Source organism: Streptomyces sp. ALB3, from assembly GCF_044385685.1.
Lineage (GTDB): Bacteria > Actinomycetota > Actinomycetes > Streptomycetales > Streptomycetaceae > Streptomyces.
Genome location: NZ_JBISCE010000027.1, coordinates 232,104 through 254,719 on the forward strand (window position 1 = coordinate 232,104; position 22,616 = coordinate 254,719).

General features: G+C 71.6%; 16 protein-coding genes. 7 read left to right on the forward strand and 9 right to left on the reverse strand.

The window, feature by feature from the left end; genetic code table 11:
• Positions 1-19: 19 nt before the first annotated feature.
• Positions 20-1,087 carry a DNA polymerase III subunit beta family protein gene (locus tag ACHFIV_RS16190; protein ID WP_398968769.1) on the forward strand — a complete coding sequence of 356 codons (1,068 nt, stop codon included), beginning with the start codon at positions 20-22 and terminating at the stop codon, positions 1,085-1,087.
• Positions 1,088-1,108: 21 nt separating this feature from the next.
• Positions 1,109-1,618, forward strand: coding sequence for a hypothetical protein (locus tag ACHFIV_RS16195; RefSeq protein ID WP_398968772.1), 510 nt, complete (start codon positions 1,109-1,111; stop codon positions 1,616-1,618).
• 134 nt (positions 1,619-1,752) lie between these two features.
• Here ACHFIV_RS16195 and ACHFIV_RS16200 read toward each other — a convergent pair whose 3' ends face one another.
• Entirely contained in the window at positions 1,753-3,783 is a 2,031-nt protein-coding gene (locus ACHFIV_RS16200; protein ID WP_398968775.1) for a PA14 domain-containing protein, read from the reverse strand.
• A 488-nt stretch (positions 3,784-4,271) separates the two neighbouring features.
• Here ACHFIV_RS16200 and ACHFIV_RS16205 point away from each other — a divergent pair, with 488 nt between their 5' ends.
• Entirely contained in the window at positions 4,272-5,507 is a 1,236-nt protein-coding gene (locus ACHFIV_RS16205) for an epoxide hydrolase family protein (RefSeq protein WP_398968777.1), read from the forward strand.
• A 334-nt stretch (positions 5,508-5,841) separates the two neighbouring features.
• Entirely contained in the window at positions 5,842-6,783 is a 942-nt protein-coding gene (locus ACHFIV_RS16210; RefSeq protein WP_398968780.1) for a GNAT family N-acetyltransferase, read from the forward strand.
• Here the strand turns inward: ACHFIV_RS16210 and ACHFIV_RS16215 are convergent.
• Both ACHFIV_RS16215 and ACHFIV_RS16220 read right to left on the reverse strand, forming a co-directional pair.
• A complete protein-coding gene (locus tag ACHFIV_RS16215) occupies positions 6,762-9,464 on the reverse strand; it encodes a helix-turn-helix transcriptional regulator (RefSeq protein ID WP_398968783.1) in 2,703 nt (900 codons plus the stop codon). The genes ACHFIV_RS16210 and ACHFIV_RS16215 overlap by 22 nt on opposite strands.
• Positions 9,465-9,665: 201 nt before the next feature.
• Positions 9,666-10,469 carry a siderophore-interacting protein gene (locus ACHFIV_RS16220; protein ID WP_398968786.1) on the reverse strand — a complete coding sequence of 268 codons (804 nt, stop codon included), beginning with the start codon at positions 10,467-10,469 and terminating at the stop codon, positions 9,666-9,668.
• A 368-nt stretch (positions 10,470-10,837) separates the two neighbouring features.
• Here ACHFIV_RS16220 and ACHFIV_RS16225 point away from each other — a divergent pair, with 368 nt between their 5' ends.
• Complete coding sequence (locus ACHFIV_RS16225) at positions 10,838-13,084, forward strand: MMPL family transporter (protein WP_398968789.1); 2,247 nt, start codon at positions 10,838-10,840, stop codon at positions 13,082-13,084.
• Positions 13,085-13,515: 431 nt separating this feature from the next.
• Positions 13,516-14,094 carry a dihydrofolate reductase family protein gene (locus tag ACHFIV_RS16230; protein WP_398968791.1) on the forward strand — a complete coding sequence of 193 codons (579 nt, stop codon included), beginning with the start codon at positions 13,516-13,518 and terminating at the stop codon, positions 14,092-14,094.
• A gap of 143 nt (positions 14,095-14,237) precedes the next feature.
• Here ACHFIV_RS16230 and ACHFIV_RS16235 read toward each other — a convergent pair whose 3' ends face one another.
• Positions 14,238-14,699 carry a MerR family transcriptional regulator gene (locus ACHFIV_RS16235; protein WP_398968794.1) on the reverse strand — a complete coding sequence of 154 codons (462 nt, stop codon included), beginning with the start codon at positions 14,697-14,699 and terminating at the stop codon, positions 14,238-14,240.
• 412 nt (positions 14,700-15,111) lie between these two features.
• Here ACHFIV_RS16235 and ACHFIV_RS16240 point away from each other — a divergent pair, with 412 nt between their 5' ends.
• Entirely contained in the window at positions 15,112-16,599 is a 1,488-nt protein-coding gene (locus ACHFIV_RS16240) for a SulP family inorganic anion transporter (protein ID WP_398968796.1), read from the forward strand.
• 94 nt (positions 16,600-16,693) lie between these two features.
• Here ACHFIV_RS16240 and ACHFIV_RS16245 read toward each other — a convergent pair whose 3' ends face one another.
• The 5 genes from ACHFIV_RS16245 to ACHFIV_RS16265 form a co-directional block, all read right to left on the reverse strand.
• Positions 16,694-17,737: a beta-ketoacyl-ACP synthase III gene (locus ACHFIV_RS16245; RefSeq protein WP_398968800.1), complete on the reverse strand. Its 1,044-nt coding sequence runs from the start codon at positions 17,735-17,737 to the stop codon at positions 16,694-16,696.
• A 149-nt stretch (positions 17,738-17,886) separates the two neighbouring features.
• Entirely contained in the window at positions 17,887-19,500 is a 1,614-nt protein-coding gene (locus ACHFIV_RS16250; protein ID WP_398968802.1) for a wax ester/triacylglycerol synthase domain-containing protein, read from the reverse strand.
• 273 nt (positions 19,501-19,773) lie between these two features.
• Entirely contained in the window at positions 19,774-21,384 is a 1,611-nt protein-coding gene (locus ACHFIV_RS16255; RefSeq protein ID WP_398968805.1) for a prenyltransferase/squalene oxidase repeat-containing protein, read from the reverse strand.
• Complete coding sequence (locus tag ACHFIV_RS16260) at positions 21,384-22,385, reverse strand: terpene synthase family protein (RefSeq protein ID WP_398968808.1); 1,002 nt, start codon at positions 22,383-22,385, stop codon at positions 21,384-21,386. Before ACHFIV_RS16260 ends, ACHFIV_RS16255 begins: the two co-directional genes overlap by 1 nt.
• Positions 22,386-22,422: 37 nt before the next feature.
• Positions 22,423-22,569 (reverse strand): hypothetical protein, encoded by a 147-nt coding sequence (locus tag ACHFIV_RS16265; protein ID WP_398968810.1) that lies wholly within the window; start codon positions 22,567-22,569, stop codon positions 22,423-22,425.
• Positions 22,570-22,616: the final 47 nt, after the last annotated feature.

Genomic DNA, 22,616 nt, shown 5'->3' on the forward strand with positions numbered 1-22,616 from the left:
GAAGCTCGATGATTGCCGGGTGCCGAAATCTGAGCTGATGCCGATCGGGGTCTTCTCGCGACGCAGTGGTCTGACCGCCAGTGCGTTGCGGTTCTACGCCGACTCCGGCGTGCTGCCCCCTGCCGAGACCGACCCGGTCACGGGGTACCGCTACTACGGCGCGCACCAGGTGGCGCGCGCGACGGTGCTGCGTCAGCTCCGTGAGATCGCCATGCCTCTCGCCGCCGTCGAGGCCGTCCTCGACGCCGGGGCCGACGAGGCGTCCCGGCTGCTCGATGAGCATGTCACGAAGGTCATCGACGAGGCGACAGCCGCGCGGCGGAAGGCCGCTGTCATCAAGTCGGTGCTCGGCAACGTGACGGGCCTCCCTGTCACGGCACTGAAGGGCCCCGTCCTCGCCGACGCGGTGGAGCAGGTCCTGACCGCGACCGCACGCGAGCCGGGGCTGCCGGTGCTCGCCGGCCTGCACATCGAGGCGGGGCATGAAGCCGTCACCCTGACCGCGACCGACCGGTACCGGCTTTCGACCCGGACGCTGGTGCCGGCTGACCGACCGAGGCGGACCTGGGCTGGCACGGTCGACGGTGACGAGCTGCGGGCTGCTGTCGCCGATCTCCGCCGCAGCGTGCTGGTGCGACTCGAAGCCGTGCCGCACGGGCTCCGGCTCCGCGCGGCGGGGGCAGAGGACCGTCACTGCCGGTTGCTGCCTGGCAGCTTCCCCGAATACCGGCTGATGCTCGCGTCACTGGACGAGGTCACCACCCGTGTGACCGTCTCCAAGCAGCTGCTGCTGAGAGCGGTCGAGGACCACGGGGACGAGCGTGTCGCGTTGCACGTCCGCGACCGCGGGACACACGTCCGGGCGGGTGACGAGGATGCCGGCATCCGGCTCACCGCCACCGCGACGGGGCAGGACCTGCTGATCTGGTTCGAACTGGCCACGCTCTACCCCGCCGTGAGCACCGCGATCGGGCCCGACGTGATGCTCGACCTGAGGGGCGAGGACCAGCCCGTCACGATCCGCTCCGCCGACCGGGGCGATCTCACCACCGTGGTCATGCCCGTCAGACCCGGCCACTCCGCCTGAGACACACGTTGAGGAGACCTCATGAACACCGAATCCCCCGGCCCCGACACGACCATGGCGGCCATCGGGGAGGCCGTCGCCGAAGGCCGGGCGGGTGGCACGGCTTCTGCCCGCGACAGACTTCTGGGGCTGTGGTCCGCCATGGGCGTCACCGGTGACCCGCTGCACCGCTGCTCGCTGGCGCACTACCTGGCAGATCTGTACGACGATCCCGCCCGTGCCCTGGTCTGGGACGTCCGGGCCCTGGATGCCGCCGACGCCATGAACGACCAGCGCGTGCAAGAGCATCAGGCCGACCTGCGTGTCGCCGGCTTCTACCCCTCCCTGCACCTCAACCTCGCCGACAACTACCGTCGGCTCGGCTCGTTCGAAGCCGCCGCCGAGCACATCGAGGCGGCCGAAGCCCATGCCCCGAACCTTCCCCAGGGCTCCTACGGTGACGCCCTTCGCGCCGCCGTCCAGGAGGTCGCCGCGGCCATCGAGATACGGGACCGGACACGGCGGCCGTCCGCGCCCGGTTCCGCTGACTGACACGCTGCCGTAGCCGGGCACGCGCAGTGCTGCCCTGCCGGCCTGGCTTCCACCGGGCCCCGGCCGGTGTCCGGAGCCCGGTGGAGAGCCCGCGGGGACTCGTACGGACGCAGGTCCCCGCGTGGCACTATCGGTCAGACACGATTCTGGAAGACGCAGTGCCACACGTGCGTGCCCACGACGGTGCCGTCGGCCCGCACTGCCTGCAGCGTGTAGAAGTGGGTGGCTCCGCGTGCGGCCGTGGTGTCCGTGTAGGCACGGGTGTCCGCTGGCAGCAGACCGTCGTGCAGCGGCTCGTACGCCTGCGTGGCCGCGTTCCACCGGCTGACCCGGTAGCCGTCCACGGTGGCGCATTCATCTGTCTTGTCGCACCGCCAGTTGATGGACGGCCCGTCCTCGTCGGGGCCGCCGATCACGGTGCCGTGGCCCATGCTGCCGAGGTCCCAGTCCCGGGTCACCGTCACGGACGGCCGGACGTCCAGCTCGGTTGCCTGGACGACCATGACTCCCGGGTCGCTCGGTGGCAGCGCGTTGCCCCAGCGGTCCCTGGCGACGACCGCGTACACGTACGTCTCGCCGTCCGGCAGGTCGCCGCAGAGCGTCGCGAGCGGGTCGCTCGTGCCTTCGCGGCAGGAGGTGGGGCCGAGCCACTTGACCGTGCCGTCGGCCTGCCGGGAACCGGTCCAGGCCATGTAGCGCTCGAAGTCGTCCTCGGTCGAGGCGGCCCAGCTCACGAGCACGCCGTCGGCGCGCGGGGTGGCCCTCACCCCGGCGACCGGGCCCGGCGCCACGCGGTCGCCGGTGCGGACGACGAGCGGGGCGGACAGCGCCGATTCGTTTCCGGCCGGGTCCACCGCGACGGCCGCGTACGTCACGTAGGTACCGGCGGGCATGTCCAGGTCGTTGCAGTTGCCGCCGGTGCCGGTCTCGTCGCTCTCCTCGGCGCAGGTCACACGGGTGAGGGCGGCCGGGTCGAGTGTCTTGCCGGGCGAGCGGTAGACGTGGTAGCTCCCGCCGTTGTCGAAGTCCTCTTCGAAGCCGTCGGGCTGCCTCCAGTGCACGTCGGTGGAGCCCACGCGGACGACGGAGTTCAGTGAGACCGGGGGTTTCGGCGGTGTCCGGTCGACACCGTCGCCTGTGACGGCGGCGTACGCCGAGGGGTTGCCCAGCCCGTCGAGAGCGCGCACCCGGTAGTAGCGGGCGGTGTTCTCGGGCGCGTCGGTACGGTACGACGTCGTGGTCGTCGTACCCAGCAGCACGAACGGGCCGGTGGCGCCGGAGGCGGCGTACACCTCGTAGGTCGCGGCGTCGGCAGGCCCCTGCCAGGCAAGGGTGGCCCACCACGCGTCACCCGTCACCGTGAGACCGGTCGGCGCCGCAGGACCCGTGCGGTCCACGGTGACAGCGGTCACGTCGAGGCTGCCCGTCGACTCGTTGCCCGCCTTGTCGACTGCGCGGACCTCGTACAGGAAGGTCTGGCCCGTGGCGGGCGTGGCGTCCGCGAAGGACGGAGAGGTGAGCAGCGCCGAGCCGCTGGCCTTCGCCCACTGGGTGGCGCTCAGCCGGCGGTACACGCGGTATCCGGCGAGGTCCGCCTCCTTGTTCGCAGCCCAGCGCAGGGTGGTCTTCGCGGTGTCCGGGTTGTAGGCGGCGGTGAGACCGGTCGGGGCGAGCGGCTTGACCTTGTCGATGGCGGCCTCGACGCGGGGGGCGTACGTGAACCCGGCGTTGGCGACGCCTGTCCAGGCGACGTAGTCCACCCGGATCGTGTGTCTGCCGGCCGGGACGGTCAGGTCGACGGTCTTGCGAGCCGTGGTGGAGACGTTCTTCCACAGGTCGATCTTCCGCACGCCGTCGATGTAGACGCGCATGCCGTCCTGAGTGGCGGCGGAGAGCCGGAAGGGGCCGCCTGATCCGAAGTCCCGGGTGAGGGACCAGCGGACGGAGAAGTTGTCCTTGGGCAGCGTGACTCCTGCCGGGTCACCGCTCCCGTAGTTCTCGCTGATCGCCGAGTCGCAGGCGGTCAGCTTCGGCGTGCCGCTGAAGGTGGCGTTGCCGAAGTACTGCGCCGTCCAGACGGGCGCGGCGCAGGTGACGGCCGCAGAGGCCTGGACAGCGGTGATCAGGCCGCCTCCGGCGGCCAGGGCGGCCGTCGTGGCAAGCACGGTCAGCCGGTTACGAGTTATCACAGGGAGAGGGGCCCTTCCGGGACGAACTGATCAGGTGAAGCTGGTGACGCATGTGTGACCGACGAGACGGGGGCAGGGTTGCTCCGGCCTTCCCTCTTTTTCGGAGATGTTCGCCACGCACCGCCGGAATCGGTGAACAGCACTTGCGGCGCGGCGGTTTCGGCAATGGCGTGACCGTGGCCGGTGGGTGGTCGGCCGCGTGGTTCCCTGGTGACGGCGGAGCCGCCGGGGGATGCCGGGCCGATCTATTGTCAGAGCTGTCGAGTGTCCGCGTCGGAGCGAAGGGGCGATGTGCGGCGCAGGGAGGCGGCGGTCGGACCGGCCGCCCGGACGGACCGGTCCGGACCGCGCGTGCCCGGAGGCGGTCGCCGCGTCGCAGCCCGCCCCTTCTGGCGGGACCCTGCTCGCCTCCGGCCGCCGTGCGGGCCGACGACACCGTTTCCCCTCTGCCGAAGGACTACGCGATGACCACCCCGCACACCTTCCCCCTGGAGCCGACCCCGATCCACGTGTCCGACGCCGCCCTGGACGACCTGCGCGCCCGTCTCACCTCGACCCGCCCGCCGCTGGACGAGGGGAACGAGGACTGGTCCTACGGTGTCCCGGACAGCTATCTCCGTGAACTGGTGGCGTACTGGCGGGACGGTTACGACTGGCGCGAGGCCGAGGCCGCCATCAACGTCTACGAGCACTACCGGACGAGCGTCGCCGGGGTCCCCGTGCACTTCATGCGCAAGCCCGGCCGCGGTCCCGGCCCCATCCCGCTGATCCTCACCCACGGCTGGCCGTGGACGTTCTGGCACTGGTCCAAGGTGATCGACCCGCTCGCCGATCCGGCCGCGTTCGGCGGTGACCCCGCCGACGCGTTCGACGTCATCGTGCCGTCCCTGCCCGGCTTCGGTTTCCCCGGCCCGCTCACCGGCTTCCCGGACGTCAACTTCTGGAAGGTGTCCGACCTCTGGCACACCCTGATGACCGGGACACTGGGATACGAGAAGTACGCCGCCGGAGGCTGCGACATCGGTGGGATCGTCTCGAGCCAGCTCGGCCACAAGTACGCCGACGAGCTGTACGGCATCCATATCGGTTCCGGGCTGCCACTCGACTTCTTCACCGGCCCCCGCGCCTGGGACTTCGCCAGGAACCGGCCGCTCACCGATGACCAGCCCGCCGACGTCCGTGCCCGCATCATCGAGCTGGACCACCGCTCGGCGTCCCACCTCACCGTCCACATGCTCGACGGCGCCACCCTGGCCCACGGGCTGAGCGACTCGCCCGCCGGGCTGCTCGCCTGGCTGCTGGAGCGCTGGAACGCCTGGAGCGACAACGGCGGTGACGTCGAGTCCGTCTTCAGCAAGGACGACCTGCTCACCCACGCCACGATCTACTGGGTGAACAACTCCGCCGCCACGTCGATGCGTTACTACGCGAACGCAAACCGCTACCCCTGGGTCCCCGCCCACGACCGCACCCCGGTCGTGCAGGCCCCGGTCGGTCTCACTTTCGTCACCTACGAGAACCCGCCAGGCATCCACACCGCCGACGAGCGCGTCCAGGCGTTCGAGGCCGGCCCGCAGGCGGACTGGTTCAACCACGTCAACGTCAACGCCCACGACCACGGTGGCCACTTCATCCCCTGGGAGAATCCCGAGGCCTGGGTGAGCGATCTGCGACGCACCTTCCGCGGCCGCAGGACCTGACGGCCCTGCGGGCTCGTCCGGCAACGGGTTCGCCGCGGGAGAGGCTTCGCAGCGCCTGCTCGGCCGCCGTACCGAGCGGGTGCGCGGTGGCCCTGACGCCTGCGGGCCTCGCCGTGCGTGTACGCGGGGCGCCGACAGCCCGTGTTAAGTCGCGACGACTGATGCCCGGGGTCCCCAGGCCTGCCTAGTGTTCATCCCGTCACTCCGTCCCCCGCGCCGCCACCGGCTCCACGTGCTCATGGGGTCCGCCCGCCTCGCCGTCCCGCACCGCGGCAGCAGGGACAGGACGCACCGGCACGTCGGTCACCACGTATGGCAAGCAGTGAGGAAGCACATGATCATCCGTTCGACGACCGAGACCGACCTCGATCGCATCGTCGCCTTCACGGTCGACGAGCCCGTCGGCTGGATCGCCGCCGACCGCTACACCGACGAACTCCGCCAGGGCATGTACCGGCCGGAGTGGACCTGGATAGCCGAGGAGGATGACCGGATCATGGCGCGGGCGCTGTGGTGGGGCCAGGCCTCCGGGGCGCACCCGGCTGCCCTGGACTGTCTGCACGTGGACAGTTCCGTCACGGACCGCTCCGCGCTGGCGGCCGACCTCCTGACGGCCGGCCTGCGGGCCTTCTCGGAGCAGGGGGCTCCCCGGCCACCCCTGTACAACGTGACGTTGCAGCCCGACCGGCGTGCGGAGGCGGCCGTGGCCGACGCCTTGGAATGGCGGCGCACGGCAGCGCTGTCCGCCGGCCTGACCGCGGAGGTGGAGCGCCTGCGCCTGGAGTGGAGCCCCGAGGCGGGAATCCCCCGCCCGAGCGGCCGGCTCACCTTCGCCGAGGCCGGGGACGACGAGTTCCTGGAGGTGTTCCGGCGTATCGCCGAAGGCAGTCTGGACGCCGAGACGCGGAGGAACCTGGCGTCCAGGGGCCCGGACGCCACCGCACGGGACGAGATGGACTTCTACCTCGGCTGCCCCGGCGAGCGGGAGTGGTGGCGGCTGGCCCGCACCGCCTCCGGTGAGGTCGCGGGCCTCGCGATTCCCTCGGCGACCCCGTACAACCGCAACGTCGGTTATCTGGGCGTGGTCCCGGAGTTCCGCGGTCACGGTTACGTCGACGACATCCTCGCCGAGATCACCCGCTTCCAGGCCCGGTCCGGGGCCGAGCTGATCACCGCCACCACGGACACGGGCAACGCACCGATGGCAGCGGCGTTCGCCCGGGCCGGATACCGGATCTCGCAGATCCGGGTGATCTACTCGGCTCCTGTCTCGTGAGGAAGCAGTGAGGCCAGTTCGGTACGGGAGCTGATGCCGAGCTTCGGATAGGCCCGGTAGAGGTGGTGTCCCACCGTGCGCGGACTCAGGAACAGCTGTGTCGCGATGTCTCGGTTGGTCGCCCCCGTGGCGGCCAGTCGCACGATCTCCCGTTCCTGAGGACTCAGCCGGCTGATCGGCGTGTCCGGGGTGCCGGCCGGGACCGTGTCACCGCCCGCGGCCCGGAGTTCGATACGCGCCCGACGGGCCCACGGCTGAGCGTCCAGCCCTTCGAAGACCTGGAGCGCCGCCCGGAGGCGGTCGCGCGCGTCGACGTGGCGGCGCATCCGGCGCAGCCACTCCCCGTGCAGGAGCAGCGTGCGAGCCCGTTCGAAGTCGCTGCCGCCCTCATGGAAGCTCAGGGCCGCCGTGAAGTGGTCCTCGGCCGCGTCGTCGGGTCCGGTGAGGGCGGCACAACGGCGGGCCACCGCGCTGATGGCCGGCTCCGTCATGACCTCCGCCCAGTCCGCGAGCAGACTCGCGGGCTCCGCGGCCCGTCGCGGAAAGCCGGCCCGCACTGCGGCTTCGGCGAGGTCGGGGAGCAGGAAGTGGGCGAGCAGGGGATGCCCTGCCTCCTCCGCGGCCGCCTCGAGGTGCTCCAGTGCCTCTCGCGCCCGTCCGAGGCCGAGTTCGAGCAGGCCGAGGGCCCACAGGGCGGCCGCTGTGCCCTGCCCGATGCCACGTGGCCGGGTGTACTCGAGTGCCTGCCCGGCCAGGGAGCGGGTCTCCCCTTCACGCCCCCGGACAGCGGCCGGCACCGCCAGGACGGCGCGCAGATGGGCGGCCCGGTGGTCCAGGTCGTAGGAGTCGGCGAGCTGGAGCGCTTCGGCTGCGTGTGCCTGCGCCTGGCCGAGACGGCCGAGGGAGATGTCTGTCAGCGCCAGGAGGTGCAGCGTGGTGGGCAGCCACCCGCCGATGCCCTGGCTCCGGCAGAGCTCGACCGCGTCAGCGGCGATCTCGTGCGCGTCCTGATGGCTCCCGACCAGCCGGCAGTAGGTACCGGTCATCAGACGGTCCATGACACCCGTCTCCGGCAGTCGGCACGCCGGAACGTGGGTGCGCAGCGCTTCGAGCGCGGCCGGCACACGTCCTGTGAGCAGGAAGGCGGGTACGGCCAGGACGGGCAGGTCCGGCGCGCGGTGCGCGATCTCGCGGATCAGGTCGGTGTCCGCCGAGGAGAAGGCTGCATGGACGGCGTCGGTGAGCAGGGAGGCGAGCTCGTCCGGGTGACAGGGCGAGAGAGTGTCCACACAGTCGAGGAGGATGCGGCCGGCAGCCGCCGGGCTGCCGTAGCCGAGCTCGACCACGGCACGGACGCGTGCGAACTCGGCGGCCGTGCCGGGGTCCTGGTCGGGAAGGGACACCTGGTCGGCCAGAGTGCCGGCGCGCTCGTCCTGCCCGGCCTCGGCCGACTTCCGGGCTGCCCGGATCAGGCGCCGCGCCCGCGCACGCGGGTCCTCGGTGAGCTGGGCGGCACGCTCGTATGCGGCTGATGCCGAGGCCATCGCCTGGCGGTCGCCGGCCCATTCGGCAACGTGCTCGAGTTCGGCGGCGACACGTTCGTCGGGACCCGTCGCCGCCGCAGCGAGGTGCCAGGCTCTCCGGTGCGCGTGGCGGCCGGTGTCCAGCGTCGCCGCCAGCGCCTGGTGGGCGGCGATCCGCCGTATCAGCGGGGCGCCTTGGTAGGCGGCGTGCCGGGCGAGCGGATGCCTGAAGCGGAGGACCTGACTGGACAGAAGGAGGAGCCCCGCGCGTTCGGCGGGCTCCAGGTCCTCGAGCCCGGCACCCATGCGCCGCGCCGCGCCGAGCACGAGGGCCAGCTCCCCTGTGTCGTCCGCAGCGGCGACCACCAGCGCCGCCCGGGTCGCGTCGGGCAGCCTGTCGATCTGCTGCGCGAAGGATTCCTGCAACCGGCCACGCAGCGCGGAAGGCGCCTCCGGCAGGACGAGCGGGCTGAGCTGCCCGGCACGCTGCGCCGGGGTGAGCACGGCCGGAAGATCGAGGAGCGCGAGGGGGTTGCCCTGTGCCTGCTCGATGATCCTCTCTGCGACAGGTGGTGGAAGGTCGTGCACCAGCGCCGCAGCCGCTTCCCGGTCGATCCCTGTGACGTGCAGGAGTGGAAGGCCCCTGACCACGCTGCCCTGTGCCCCGTCACGTGCGGCGAAGAGCATGACAGCGGCCTCGGTGGCCAACCGGCGGGCGACGAAGGTGAGTACGTCGACCGTCGCCTGATCGAGCCACTGCACATCGTCGATCAGGCAGAGCAGCGGGGACCTGGCGCTGAGGTCCGACACCATCGACAGTACGGCGAGGCGGATGGCCAGGCGATCGGGCACCGCACGGTCGGAGAGCCCGAACACGGCCCGGATCGCTGCGGCCTGCGGTGCGGGCAGCCCGTCGACGGCCTCCGGCACCGGGAGGAACAGCTGGTGCAGTCCGCCGTAGGCCAGGTCCATCTCCGACTCGATGCCCTCGACGCGCAGCAGGCGCATGCCCTCCGCCCGCTCCGCGGCATAGTCGAGCAGAGTGGTCTTCCCGATCCCGGCCTCGCCATGCAGCAGCAGGCCCGCTCCGGCTCCTTGCCGGCACGCGGCGAGAGTGTCGTCCATCCGCCGCCGTTCCGCGCCTCGCCCCAGCAACACCGCTCCCGCCGTCGGCCCTGTTCACGTCTCGCCGACACCAGTAGTACCAGCTCGGGGGCAGTACGCCCGCACCTCGGGCGGGGTCCGCCCGCCGGGACGAACGCGCCGGCCAGTACGTGGTCGGCGTCGGCGGTAACACCTCGTCAAGCTGCCGCGGACGTGGGGGCGAAGGCCGATGCCGGACCGGCGGCCGGCATCTGTTCAGGCGTGCGCCGGCTCCCGTTCGGTCACGGCTGCCGGTCGGACGGTGGACGGCGTACCACGCCAGTAACCGCAGAAGTAGATCCGCTGCTTGTCGATGCCCCGCTCGTTGACCAGATAACGCCGGACCGAGGTGGCCAGAGTGGACTCGCCGGCTACCCAGACGTAGGGGGTGCCGGGCGGGAAGGGCAGCGCGCGCAGTGCCTCCAGCGCCCGGGAGCCGGGAGCGCCGGATCGGTACAGCCAGGTCGCCTCACCGGCCAGGTCCAGCACGTCCTGCTCGTCCTTGACTTCGAGCAGCGTGTACACAGGGGTGCGGGCGCCTTCGAGCATGGAACCGATCGCGGGCAGAGCCGTCTCGTCGCCGATGAGCAACTGCCAGTCCGCGTCGTCGGCCTGGTACCGGGCGCCGTCGCTGAGTACGCCGATCCGGTCGCCGGGTTCAGCCGAGCTCGCCCAGGCCGAGGCCGGCCCGATGTCCCCGTGCAGCGCGAAGTCCACGTCGAGCCGACGCCGGGCATGATCGATGCTGCGAACCGTGTAGTTGCGTACCACAGGGCGTCGATCAGCCGGCATCGCCTGCACTTCGGGCCACCAGTCGGGGCCGGTCGGCAGCTGGAGGTGGCCGTTGACAGGGAAGAAGAGCCGGACCAGGTGGTCGGGACCGGCGTAGTGGAAGTCGTCCACGTCGTTCCCGGCCAGCGTGATCCGCACCATACGCGGGGTGAGCCGGCGCACTGCGGCGACGGTCACGAACATCGCGCGCTGCGGAGGCACTTGGAAGGCCTGGTGCGATTGGGACATCGAAGGACCACCCCTGGAAGAGCAACGCCGTCGTTAGGTTAGGTTTAGCTTAGTTGCATCGTGTGCGAGTGTCACACCGGCCCCGCTGCGGAGGTACGGCACAGCGTCGGCCCGCAGAAGTGCGCCACGGTCTCGTCCCGGACGTGGACGTCCCGGCCCTGGACGTTCCGGCGCTGGGCTCGGCCACGGCCGTCCCGCGCAGCCGTCGGAGGTGACCGGGCGTGCACCGGTTCGCGCCGGCCCGCCCCGGGCGACGCGAGGGTGGGGTTAACCACAGGAAGAGTCGGCTGCGGGCACCAGTGTCCCCACGGCCGCGGTCCAGGAAGGTGATCAAGCAACGGAATCACTGTCCCCGGAAGGACCCCCGCGTGCGTAGCGAACAGCAACCGATCACGGTGCGTGCAGCCAGGTGGTCCGCCACCCATCCATGGCAAGCCGTCGTGGGATGGCTGCTCTTCGTGGCTCTGTGCCTCGGCGCGGGCATGGCCGCGGGTACCAACAAGGGCACGTTCGAGGACTTCTGGGTGGGCGAGGCCGGACGGGCCGAGGCCATGGCCCTGCGCAGTGGTCTCACACCCGCGCCGGAGGAGCAGGTACTCATCACGGCTCCGGACCACGGGGGCCGTCTCGACGAATCCGCCGCGCGCGCCGCAGCGGGCGAGCTCCGCGAGCGGATGGCAGTCCTGCCCTCCGTGGTGCGGGTGGCCGATCCGGTACGTGCGGGCAACGGCGCCGCTCTGCGCGTGACCATCACCCTCCGGGGTGACAAGGAGACCGCGAAGGACGACGTCGAGGCTCTCCTCGTGCAGACGGAGGCAGTGCGGAGAGCGCACGGGGAGCTGCGGATCGAGCAGACCGGCAGCGCGTCGATCTCGGTGGCGGTCAACGACAAGATGGGCCAGGACCTGCAGAGGACCGAGGCCATCAGCCTGCCCGTCACCTTCGTCATCCTGTTCGCCGTCTTCGGCGCGGTGATGGCCGCGGGGATCCCGGTGCTGCTCGCCCTGACCGCCTTCGCGGGATCTGTCGGTCTGTACGGCCTGGCCTCCTGGGTCTTCCCGGACGCGGGCGGCGCGGCGATCAGCGTCATCTTCATGCTGGGCATGGCCGTCGGAGTCGACTACTCGCTCTTCTACCTCAAGCGGGCCCGTGAGGAGCGCGAGCGTTCGGACGGCGCGCTCAGCCATGTTGCCGCGGTCGAGGTGGCTGCGGCCACCTCCGGGCGGGCGGTCCTGGACTCCGGTCTGGCCGTCGTGCTCTCCCTCGGTGGTCTCTATCTGGTGGACGACGTCATCTTCTCGTCCATCGCCACCGGCGCGATCCTGGTGACGCTGGTCGCCGTGGCCGGGTCGCTGACCGTCCTGCCCGCGCTGCTCGCCCTGCTGGGGCACCGGATGGACAAGCCGCACAGCCGTCGCCCGGACCGTGGCCGGGACAGGGACGGCGGCAAGGGACGGGAGACCGGCACCGCGTGGGCCGCCCTCCTCGGCCCGGTGGTGCGCCGCCCGCTGGCCGCCCTGCTTCTCGGTACCGCCGCGACAGCCGCGCTCGCCCTGCCCGCACTGAACATGGAGCTCGGTACAGAGGGCAAGGAGACCTTCCCCGACAGCCTCGCGGCGGTGTCCGCGTACGACCGGCTGACAGCCGCCTATCCGTCCCGAGGGGCCGCGCATCTCGTCGTGGTGCGGGCCGAGGACCCCGCTGCCCCGCTGCGGGCCCTCGCCGCCCGCACCAAGGGCGACGACCTCTTCGCCCAGGAGCGGACGCCGGAGCTGACCGTCGCCGAGGACGGGCGTACGGCGATGCTGAAGGTTCCGGTCCCGTACGCCCAGAACTCGCCGGAGGCGACGCGCTCCCTGGAACGGTTGCGCACCGAGCTGATACCTGGGGCCATGGGCGAGGCGGACGCGGGGGCGGAGGTGGCGGTATCCGGTGAGATCGCCGGTGGGGTGGACTACGCGGCCCACCAGGAGGACCGGTTGCCCTGGGTGATCGTCTTCGTGTCGCTGGCCACCCTGGCCATCATGTGGGCCGCGTTCCGCTCCGTCGTCCTGGCCGTCCTGGGCGTGGTGCTCAACCTGGCGGCCGTGGCGGTCTCCTGGGGCGTCCTGACCTTGGTCTTCCAAGGAACATGGGCGCAGGGGGTGCTCGGGTTCGAGTCGCTCGGCTTCGTCGGATCCCGTACGCCGCTCATGGTCTTCGCGATACTGGTGGGGCTCTCCACCGACTACCAGATCTTCGTGGTGAGCAGGATCCGGGAAGCGGTGCGCCGGGGGGTGCCCACCCGGCAGGCAGTGGTCGACGGCATAGCGGGGTCCGCGAGTGTGGTCACCAGCGCCGCCGTCATCATGGTGTCGGTCTTCGTCAGCTTCCTGTTCATCGACCGGATCGAGATGAAGCAGATCGCGGTCGGCCTCACGGTCGCGGTGCTCTTCGACGCGGTGGTCCTGCGCGCGTTGGTCCTGCCGTCCGCACTGGCGTTGCTCGGCGACCGGTCCTGGTGGCCCCACCGGCCGGCACTGGCGGGCCGGGAGCTCCGTGGTGAGGGGGCCCTCGGGCCTGCGAACGACGGGACGGCCCTCGGCGGTCCGGGCGCCGAACCGCACAGGGGCTGACGGGGCGCCAGCGGGCGGATCCAGCCGGTCGCCCGGCGCCGCCGTAGGAACGGGGAGTCGTCCCCCGCGGGTACCGCGGGCAGTACGAATCGAAAGGGTGGTCAGGAGCCCACCGCCTGCGACGCGTGGGACGGGGCGTCGCCTCCCCCGCCGACGCCCCTCGGACAGGGCGGACGGCCAAGGCGCAGGGGCACCCAACGCCGGGCCGCCCCTCGGTCCGGCGGGGCAACACGCGGCTCCCCCGCGCAATGGCCGTGATCCCGGGACGGGCGTGGCACGCTCGTCTCCTCACCCGCCGTCCGGCCGATCACGCCGGCCTGCCGGCCTCCGGCCCGACCGCGCCACGGCTCCAGGAGCTTGTGGGCGATGGCGGTCACCCCGGCCGCCGCCCACCGTTCCGGCAGGTGGTTCGTCCGCTCAAGGAGAGCACCGTGACCGCTACCTACACGTTCGACGTCTTCTCCAGCCTCGACGGCTTCGGCGCCGCCGGCGGCAACTGGACCGGCTACTGGGGCAAACAGGGCCCCGAGCTCCTCGCCCATCGCCTCGCACAGTACGGCGAAGAGCTGCGGATGGTCTTCGGGGCCACCACGTACCGGGCCTTCGCGCGGATGATGGCAACGAGCACCGAGGAGTCCGAGGTACGTGACCCCTGGGTCACACGGATGAGGAGCATGCCGGCCACGGTGGTGTCCACGACGCTGGAAGGACCCCTCGACTGGCCGGACGCGACCATCGCCGACGGGGACGCGGTCGACGTCGTCGCTCGGCTCAAGGAGGAGTCCGAGGTGCCGTTGCGCTCACACGGCAGTCTGTCGATGAACCGCGCACTGATGGCCGCCGGCCTGGTCGACCGTGTGCAGGTGACGCTCTTCCCTGTGATCACCGGTCAGACCGGGCTGGACCCGGTCTTCAGGGGTGCGGCCGACTTCGACCTCGAGCTGACCGGGCGGCGGACCCTCGACGGCCATGTGCAGGAGCTCGTCTACCGGCCCACCCTGCACGTCTGAACCGTCCGCCCCCTCGGAGGACCCACTCCGGCCAGGCCCCTTCGCACGACGAAGGGCACCGGCCCGTGACAAGACGCCGGGCCGCCCGCCGTCCGCGGGTCCCTCCCGACACCTCGGGCGGGCGCACCGTGCCGGTCCGCTGGTCAGCGCGGCTGCCCTTCCGCGCGGTGGTAGGCCCCACCGCCGGCCCCGGACGGCCGTCCGGCAGGCGACGCCTGTTCCAGGCGGGTGCGCAGGGTGGCGGCGAAATCCTCGGCGCGCGCCAGTTGGGTCCGAAGCCTGTCGACCTGCTCGTCGGCAGCCTGCTCGTACACGCGCACGCGACTGAGCAGGCCCTCTCGGACATCGGCGCCGAGCCCGGACTCGTTGTCGAGGCGGTCGGTGGCTTCCAGGAGGTCACGCATCTGGTCGAGGGTGAATCCGAGGGGTTTCATGCGCCGGATGACCATGAGCCGTTGGACGTCGGCCTCGGTGTACAGCCGGAAACCGCCCTGGGACCGGGCAGAGGGGATGACCAGCCCCGTCTCCTCGTAGTGGCGGATGGTGCGCAGGGACAGTCCGGTCCGCGCGGCGACCTCGCCGATCTGCATGTGCTTGTCGTCCACGACCGTGGTCCTGACCTTTCCCGTCGTGGCGGTCCCGCGTCCCGCGCAGCCTCGCCGAGCCCTACTCTAACGTTAGGGTAGAGTTGGCGTGGCCGAGGCGAGGCCGGCGCCCCGCTGCCACCGTTGCGGGGCCGACGACTCCTCGGCACGGAATCCCGATTCTCGCAGGAGTGACCGTGAGCGAGCCCATGACTCCGACGGCCGCCTGCCCACCGTGACTTCTCACTTCCGGATGTGAGCTGTTCGGCCGCGTGTGCCCACGTCGCCGCCGCCTCCGTTCCCCCCTTCCCTTCCGGCCGGTCCAGGCCGTCTGCGGTGCGCCGGCCGGCCTCCGTACCTTTCCGCACACCCCTCGCCTGGCGATGGGCGTGCCCGAGCACGACAGGTACTCGCCTCCTTGTCCTCTTCCGTGATGACTCCCGCCGCGCGGCTGCGCGGCCTGAAGCCCGACTGGCTGTCCGACCTGAAGGTCTGGCGTACCGAGGTTCTGGCCGGCCTGGTCGTCGCGCTCGCCCTCATCCCCGAAGCGATCTCGTTCTCGATCATCGCCGGGGTCGACCCCGCGATCGGCCTGTTCGCCTCCTTCACCATGGCCGTGACCATTTCGGTCGTCGGTGGCCGCAGGGCGATGATCTCCGCCGCCACCGGTGCCGTCGCGCTCGTGATCGCTCCTCTGAACCGCGAGCACGGCTTGGGCTACCTGATCGCGGCCGTGATCCTGGCCGGCGTCATCCAGATCGCGCTGGGCGCACTGGGAGTGGCGAAGCTGATGCGGTTCGTGCCGCGCTCGGTGATGGTCGGCTTCGTCAACGCCCTCGCGATCCTGATCTTCATCGCTCAGGTGCCCGAGATGCACGACGTGCCCTGGGCGGTGTATCCGTTGATCATCGGCGGCCTGGCCCTGATGGTGTTCTTCCCCAAGGTCACCACGGTGATCCCGGCACCGCTGGTCTCCATCGTCATCCTCACCGTGATCACCGTCGCGGCCGGGATCGCCGTGCCCACGGTGGGCGGCAAGGGCGCGCTGCCGTCCTCGCTGCCGGTGCCGGGGCTGCCGGACGTGCCGTTCACCATGGACACCCTGACGACGATCGCCCCGTACGCACTGGCGATGGCGCTGGTCGGCCTCATGGAGTCGCTGATGACCGCGAAACTGGTCGACGACATCACCGACACCCGCTCCTCCAAGACGCGTGAGTCCATCGGCCAGGGCGTGGCCAACATCGTCACCGGCTTCTTCGGCGGCATGGGCGGTTGCGCCATGATCGGTCAGACCATGATCAACGTGAAGGTCTCCGGAGCCCGCACCCGGCTCTCCACCTTCCTGGCCGGATCCTTCCTGATGGTTCTGTGCATCGTCTTCGGCCCCGTGGTCTCGGACATCCCCATGGCCGCCCTGGTCGCCGTCATGGTCATGGTGTCCTTCGCCACCTTCGACTGGCACTCGATCGCCCCGAAGACCCTCAGGCGGATGCCCGCGGGGGAGATCGCCGTCATGGTCATCACCGTGGTCTGCGTGGTCGCCACGGACAACCTCGCCATCGGCGTCGTCGTGGGCTCCGTCTCCGCCATGGTCATCTTCGCGAAACGCGTCGCCCACCTGGCCGAGGTGACCGCCGTCACCGACCCGGACGGCACCGCCGTGGTGTACTCCGTCACCGGGGAGCTGTTCTTCGCCTCCTCCAACGACCTCGTCGGCCAGTTCGACTACGCCACCGACCCCGACAGGGTCGTCATCGACCTCTCCGCCGCCCACATCTGGGACGCCTCGTCCGTCGCCGCGCTGGACGCCATCGAGGCCAAGTACGCCCAACGCGGCAGCACGGTGGAGATCATCGGCCTCAACGCTCCCAGCGCCGACCTCCACGGCAAGCTCACGGGAGAGCTCAGCAGCCACTGACCTCCCGGCCCCGCCCACCGCAGGGCCCCGGCGCACGAGGCTGTCCGGTGGCACCACGACGAGGACGTCCGCTGCCGGCGGCTCCTGCGGCCGCTCAGGTGAGAGCGGACAGGCCAGCGGGCCACACGAGAGTGGTTGCCGCCCAGGTGAAGCCGGCGCCGAAGGCAGCCACGGCCACCCGTTGGCCGGCCGCCAGCCGCCCTTCGGCCGCAGCGGAGGCCAGCAGCAGGGGGATCGAGGCCGCGGAGGTGTTCCCGACCTCGGCGATGTTGGACGGCACACGTTCCGGGGAAATGCCGAGGGCGTCGGCCACCCCGGCGCTGATGCGGGCGTTCGCCTGGTGGATGATCAGCCGGTCGATGTCCTCGATGGCCCAGCCGGCTGCCGCGGCTGCGTCCCGGACCGCTCGGGTCATGTGGCGGACCGCGTGACGGAGCACCACGTTGCCCTGCATGCGCACGTAGCGATCGGCTGCCTCACCGCCCGCGAGCGTGTGTGCGGGCCGGCGGGATCCCCCTGCGGGAATGCGGATGGCATCGCTGTGCTCTCCGGCACTTCCCCACACGACCGGCCCGAGGGATCCGGGGTCGCCCGCCCGGGCGGCCCGCAGAACGACGGCGCCCGCCCCGTCACCGAAGATGGGCGCTGTGGTCCGGTCGGCCGGGTCGATGACGGCCGACATCGTCTCCGCCCCGACCACCAGGACGGTTCGGGATGTGCCCGCCTGGATGAGGGCTGTCGCCACGGTGGTCGCGTAGACGAAGCCGGAGCAGCCGGCGCCTACGTCGAACGCCGGGACATGGCCGAGTCCGAGTCTGTGGGCCACCGTCGGCGCGGTGCCGGGCACCGGATGGTCCGGCGTGGCCGTGGCCAGCACGACGGCGTCGACGTGTTCCACTCCTGCCGACTTCATCGCCCGGGTTCCCGCTTCCACGGCCATGTCGCTGGTCGCCGTCGCGGGGTCGGCGACGTGTCGGGTGGCGATACCGATGCGGGTGCGGATCCACTCCTCCGACGTGTCGAGGCTCGCGCACAGTTCCGCGTTGGTCACCCGGCGCTGGGGCAACCACGACCCCAGGCCGATCAGCCGGGCGGACCTCGGCGCCTGTGGGGGCAGGGCAGGGGATGCGGTGGTCATGGCGGCAGATTAGCCGGGAAATTCGGCGGTTATGGGCCGCTTCGTCGACCTCACCCGTTGGTGGCACCCGGTCCGACGTGAGGCAGGTCCGGCGTCGTCGGCCCTCCGGGCCGTTGCGGGCAGGAGGGCCGGTCCCGGCGGGCGGCGTCTCAACGTCGGTGGTCCAGGGCGGGCGGGTGTGGCGAGTCCGGTCGGGGCGGGTCCGTGGCGCGTCGGGCGACGAGATCGACCAGGGCCGCCACCGTGGGGGCCTGGGTGAGTTCCTGCTCGGTGATGACCATGCCCAGACGGTCCTCGAGCGCCATGGACAGGGCGGTCACGGCCATGGAGTCGATACCGGCGTGCGAGAAGGACGCGTCCGGGGTGATCGGCCCGGGCGGCAGCGCGCCGTGGTCGACCAGCAGGCCCTTGACGAAGTCGAAGTCGATGCCGGCTGAGGTGGCGGCCTCACCGGCGGGGGCGGGTGCGGGGGCGAGAGCAGGAGACGGAACCTCGAGGCCGTCGGCCTGCCTGGACGGTGCTGCCGGTGAGCCCGGCGCCCGGCCCGCGAGTTGTCCAGCGGCGTCGGCGAACAGAGCGGGAAGACCGCGTGTTCCGGGAAGCGCCGTGTCGGTCGTGAAGCACACGCTGGTGCTGCCGTTGTAACTGCAGGCGACGATGGACGCCGGCTGGTTGTGCGGCAGCCAGCTGAAGGGCTGGATGCGGGTGACGGGGTCGCCCTGGAAGGCGAGGGCCCGGTGAAACGCCAGGTAGGAGGCAGTGAGCGGTGCCCGGGCCGGCGTGGTGAGCCAGCCGGCCATCGCGTGGAATGCCCGGGTGGGCGTGCGTTCCGACAGGACGCGCAGGGCGTTCAGCCGGACCGGATCCCTGGTGGCACGAGTCGCGGCGACGACCCGGTCGAGGCGGCCCCGGGCCGTCGGCTCATCGCAGGGAAGCGGCAGCGGGGCGAAGGCGAAGAGGTTGCCGGGCCGTTCGCGTTCGCCTGCACGGCGCAGGTTCACCATCGTGAGCGTGGGCAGGGGCCTGTCGGCGCCCCTGGGCCAGTGCTCCGAGCACCAGGCGCGCAACGCCCCGCTCAGAGAGGCCAGGAAGGCGTCGTTGGTGTCACCGCCCCGTGCCACGGCTGGATCGCGGAGTTGTCCGGTGGGAACCGAGGCCCAGTTGACGACCCTGTTGCCACTCAGCGGACGTGCGGGGTCGGTCCAGATGCCGTTGGCGGTACACGCTGCGAGCGTGGCGCGCACCGTTCGCAGGTAGGTTCCGGGACCGGGGCGGGCCGCCGGTGCCGCAGCGGGCGGGGTGGTCGTGCTGAAGAGTGTGTGCAGCGTGCCCATGAGGCCCATGCCGTCCTGGGTGCTGTGGTGGGCCCGCCAGCAGATGGCGTAGCGGTCAGTGGCGTAGCCGGACACCAGCCACGCGTCCCACAGGGGGCCTCGGTCGGGCAGCGGGTGTTCCACGAGCTCGCGCAGCGCGTTGTCCAGGTGGGAGTCACCGGGCGGGACATGCCGTGCGCGGATGCGCGTGTCGAGGTCCGGAGCGGGGTCCCGTTGCCAGCGCGCCTTCAGGCCGGGTCCGTCGAGGTAGTGGGTGAGACGTGGTTCGTCGTGCAGGTGTCTCTCGACGTGGTCGCGGAGCTCCTCCAGGGAGGGCGGGGCACCGTCCAGGTGGAGTACCGCTCCGATCGTCTGGGGGATCGAGGGGTGCGCCTGAGACATGTGATGCATCGTCAGGTCCATGGAGGTGGGGCGCTGGGTGGTGGTCACGGGGCGGTCTCCTGGGGATCGGGCGGGCGTGCGGACATCGGTGGTGCGGGGGTGGTGACCGGGCCGGGCGAGGCGCACCCGGGGTGTTGTGCGGAGGGGCCCGTCCGGGCCGGGACGGCGGAAGGGGCGACCGGCACGGGCCGGGCTGCCACCGGCTGTCCCGGGCGGTCGTCCTCCTCCGGGCGGACGCACCGGCGAAGGCTCAGCGTCGTCCGCGCGTCTGTGGGCATCCGCCTTCGCGGCAGTCCGGATCCGCCTGGGGCTTCGCCCGGTTCACAGCGCTGCTCCCCCGACGGGTTGCGCCCCACTGCGCCGGGGGCCCGGTGCGACGGAGCGGGGCAGCTGGACGCGGAAGGTGAGGTGGCCGAGCGCGAGGAGAGCGAAGGCGTCGGCCAGAACGGGGACGTGGTAGGGGAAGGGGCGAGGTCCCACCATGTCGGGAGGTGAGTCGACGGACCCGTCGGGGCGCACGTGGGACAGCAGGTAGCGGGCAGCCCGTGCGGCCGGCGCGGGGTCGGGACATCCTGTCAGGATGATCAGGGCGTAGGAGGTACTGATCGCGTCACTCCTGCTGACGGCCTGCTGACCGTAGCCACCGTCGTCCCCCTGGGCGGCGCATACCAGGGAGGTGATCCGCTGGTGCATGGTGCGGACGGAAGGAAAGGCCTGCCGGTTCGCATGGCCGACGGCGAGGTGGACCCGGAAGAGTGTGTGCAGTCGGCTCACGCTCCAGCCCGGAGGAAACGATCCGTCCTGCTGCTGGCTGTTCACCAGGTGGCGGAGAGCCGAAGTCACCACGCCGTCGGGGAGACACGCCTGTGTGCTCAGCGCGTTGACGGCGGCTGCCGTCATGCATGCCTCCGACGGGGTCCCGGCCCCGTACGTGGGGAACCCGCCGTCCGGGCCGCGCACAGCGATCAGGGCGGCTACGCCGCGGCGGACGGAGTCACGGTACTCGTCCCGGTCGAGTTGGTGGAGGAACTCGACCGCGACGGAGGTGCAGTCCGTGTCCGAGAGCCGTGCCTGGTCGGTGTAGGACCAGCCACCGTCCTCCTGCTGGGCCCGCACGAGGTACCGTGCGACACGGTGCAGCACACGTGGTGGGGCGCCCGCGGCGTGCAGAGCGAGCCCGGCCGTGACCGTGGACCACGTGGCCGTGTCGGTGACGAAGGGCATGCCACCGTCGTCCCGCTGGTGGAGGAGCGCTGTACGCAGACCTTCCCCCACCGTGGCTCCCGTACCGGGCTGGTCCGCCAGTGCGTGCAGGACCGAGAGGTGGATGAGGAGGTTTCCCTCCCATACGGTCCCCCGCCGCTGGGTGGACACCAGCAGGGCGAGGTCGTCGGCGGAGAGCGGCTGCCCGGCTGTGCGGCCGAGGACCGCCTTGACCGCGGTGACCTGCACGGCGGCCCAGGGGTGCAGCGCGCTCACGTCGAAGGCCTCAGGGCCCCAATCGCGAGGCCCCGGAGTGGCACCGAGCATCGCGAAGAGGGCGTGGACAAGGGTGCGCTTGCGCGCCCCGGCGAAGTCCGGCACCTCCCCGACGACCGCCTCGGCCACCTCCTCGGGTACGGGCTGCCCGCCCTGTCCCAGAGCTGCTTCGACCACAGCGTTGTCCAGCAGGTCACCGGTGGGCCGGTGGCGCTCCAGATAGCGCACGAGGCCGGCACGGGCGCCGGCGTGCCGGCTCCCCTGCCGTTCCAGGAGGGCCAGGGTGAGCGCGGATTCCAGGACGCGGCTCCGGCACGCGTCGCGGACGGCCCCGTCCGGCCCGACCCTGTCGAGCAGCCCGGCGGCGATCCGGCCCCGTACCGCGAGGAGCCCGGAGGGGAAGTGCCGGGCGGGCCACGCGGGCGGCAGATGCTCGGCGGTGAATGGTCTCATCAGTGCTTTTCCTCGTGGACACGGCAGACGAACGGGATACTCGGATCAGCGCACAGCGGAGGCCGTGCCGCCGTGGCTGTCGGCAGCCAGCGGGTCTCGAACCGGCCGGTGACGCCGAGCCAGTGCAAGGTCGCGTCCAGGAAGGAGCCGAGCCCAGCGACGTAGCCGCGCAACGGCTCCCGGGCCGCCCCGGGCACCCCTTCACCGACTGCCAGAGCAGCGGCGAGGCCGTGGAAGTCTCGAAGCCGGCCGTCCCGCATCGTCGTCACCCGGTCTCGGGCATCGGACGGGGAACAGCCCTTCTCGCGCCCTACGACAGCTACCAGGCTCTCCTGACCCGCCTGCACGTCGCTGTCCGCCGAGACCAGGTCGTTCGTCCATCCCGCCACGTCGGCTGCCGCCTGCCGCAAGGCCCGCACGCCGGCGTCACGACCGGAGCGGTCCGGCCAGGGAGCGTCGGCGGTGCGCTCCACGATGTCGGCCATCGGGAGCACGGTGATGGTCAGGCGGCGCAGACGGACGTAGTCACCGAGGGGCAGCCGGACTCCGTCCCTGCGTGTTCCGGCCTCCTCATACGTGGCGCGGGCGAAGTCGCGGTAGTCGGTGATGAACCGCTCACGCCATCGCGGAGTCGTGCCGGGAACGGTACGCCGCCAGAGGTCGGCCAGGGCCGACGTGATCGCACCGCGCGGAACGGCTGCACGGTCCGTGTTGAGCACGGCCAGCAACTGGTCGAACAATGCGCGGACCGCTTCGGGGCGGGAACCCAGGCCTCCGCGATCGAGCCGGTCGTCGACCAGACAGACGAACGCCGCCCACTGAGCTGTCAGCTCCGCTGCCGGCGCACCGGCCTGGGGGACTGCGCGGGCGGCGAACTCCCCCAGCCGCATGGCGGCCAGGCGCTCCTGCTCAGCGGTGCCGGTGACCACTCCCAGGCGCTCTGCCCAGTCCAGCACCGTGGAGTTCAGCCGCCTGTCACTCGCAGCGGCCGAGGTACTCACGCACTCCGTCCGCGCGACGGCCCCTCCGGACACGCACTCAGCCCTGGGCCGGAAGCGCGTCGACACGGCCGGCGCCCGCGAACAGGCCCTTCACACGGCACAGGAGCGAGCGGGAGAGGCCGAAGCCGGCCGGGAGACACGCACCCTGGACGGGATCGCTGGTGGTAGTGATGCGGAGCCGCATGAGAGCCTCCCCTTCGTCGGCCCCCAGCATCAGGCCACCCCGACGTG

What these genes read in the sequence shown, in the direction of transcription:
- ACHFIV_RS16195 (WP_398968772.1), top strand. Translation starts at nt 1,109, where the DNA reads ATGAACACCGAATCCCCCGGCCCCGACACGACCATGGCGGCCATCGGG.
- ACHFIV_RS16205 (WP_398968777.1), top strand. Translation starts at nt 4,272, where the DNA reads ATGACCACCCCGCACACCTTCCCCCTGGAGCCGACCCCGATCCACGTG.
- ACHFIV_RS16210 (WP_398968780.1), top strand. Translation starts at nt 5,842, where the DNA reads ATGATCATCCGTTCGACGACCGAGACCGACCTCGATCGCATCGTCGCC.
- ACHFIV_RS16220 (WP_398968786.1), bottom strand. Translation starts at nt 10,469, where the DNA reads ATGTCCCAATCGCACCAGGCCTTCCAAGTGCCTCCGCAGCGCGCGATG.
- ACHFIV_RS16240 (WP_398968796.1), top strand. Translation starts at nt 15,112, where the DNA reads ATGACTCCCGCCGCGCGGCTGCGCGGCCTGAAGCCCGACTGGCTGTCC.
- ACHFIV_RS16245 (WP_398968800.1), bottom strand. Translation starts at nt 17,737, where the DNA reads ATGACCACCGCATCCCCTGCCCTGCCCCCACAGGCGCCGAGGTCCGCC.
- ACHFIV_RS16255 (WP_398968805.1), bottom strand. Translation starts at nt 21,384, where the DNA reads ATGAGACCATTCACCGCCGAGCATCTGCCGCCCGCGTGGCCCGCCCGG.
- ACHFIV_RS16265 (WP_398968810.1), bottom strand. Translation starts at nt 22,569, where the DNA reads ATGCGGCTCCGCATCACTACCACCAGCGATCCCGTCCAGGGTGCGTGT.